Raw genomic sequence first — 791 nt, 5'->3', positions numbered from 1 at the left:
GACAAAAAGTTTGCGTCAACCTTCAAATAAAAAAACGGGTGGTCAAGTCGGGCATCAAGGTTCAACCTTAAAAATGGTAAAAGATCCGGATCTTGTCGTCACACATCATCCGAAAACTTGCCAAGGGTGTGGGTGTTGTTTAGAAAACGTTGAACCTCAAAAAACGATTCGACGTCAAGTTTTTGATTTACCGAGCTTAAGGCTTCAAGTGACTGAGCATCAATCCCAAATTAAAGTATGTCCTAACTGTCACTTTAAAAATGAAGGACTATTTCCGAAACATGTCACACAACCGACACAATATGGGCCACATTTAACAAGTGTATTAACTTATTTCAGTCACTATCAATTGATTCCTTTCAACCGTCTGAAACAATTGACTCAAGATATTTTCAAAGCGACCATCAGCCAAGGAACACTGGTGAATATGACGAAACGATGTGATGAGTTATTAGAAACGACTGAAGCTTCAATCAAAGAAAATCTTTTGGCATCAAATCATCTTCATGTAGATGAAACAGGCTGTTATGTCAATGGAAAGAGACACTGGCTTCACGTGACTTCAAATCAAAAATTCACGCATTACTTTGTTCATGAAAAGCGTGGCTCTCAAGCAATTGAAGCCAATGGCATTCTTCCCTCTTTCAAAGGAACCGTCATCCATGACCATTGGACCCCGTATTTTAAATATGATGATTGTACGCATGCTTTATGTAACGTTCATCATTTAAGAGAGTTTAAAGGAATCATCGATTTTGAGAACCAACAGTGGGCAAAAAACATGACGAAAT

Annotated in this window: 1 protein-coding gene; it reads left to right on the top strand. The window is 38.3% G+C overall.

Going from position 1 to position 791, the window contains the following annotated elements; all coding sequences use genetic code 11:
* Positions 1-791, top strand: a 791-nt coding sequence (gene tnpC, locus NEH75_RS13220; RefSeq protein ID WP_262949015.1) for an IS66 family transposase, incomplete at both ends; no start/stop codon positions are given.

It is taken from the genome of Turicibacter sp. T129, assembly GCF_025594975.1.
GTDB classification, from domain to species: domain Bacteria; phylum Bacillota_I; class Bacilli_A; order MOL361; family Turicibacteraceae; genus Turicibacter; species Turicibacter bilis.
The sequence above is the reverse complement of the archived record's forward strand: the minus strand, read 5'-3'. Positions and strand labels throughout refer to the sequence as shown.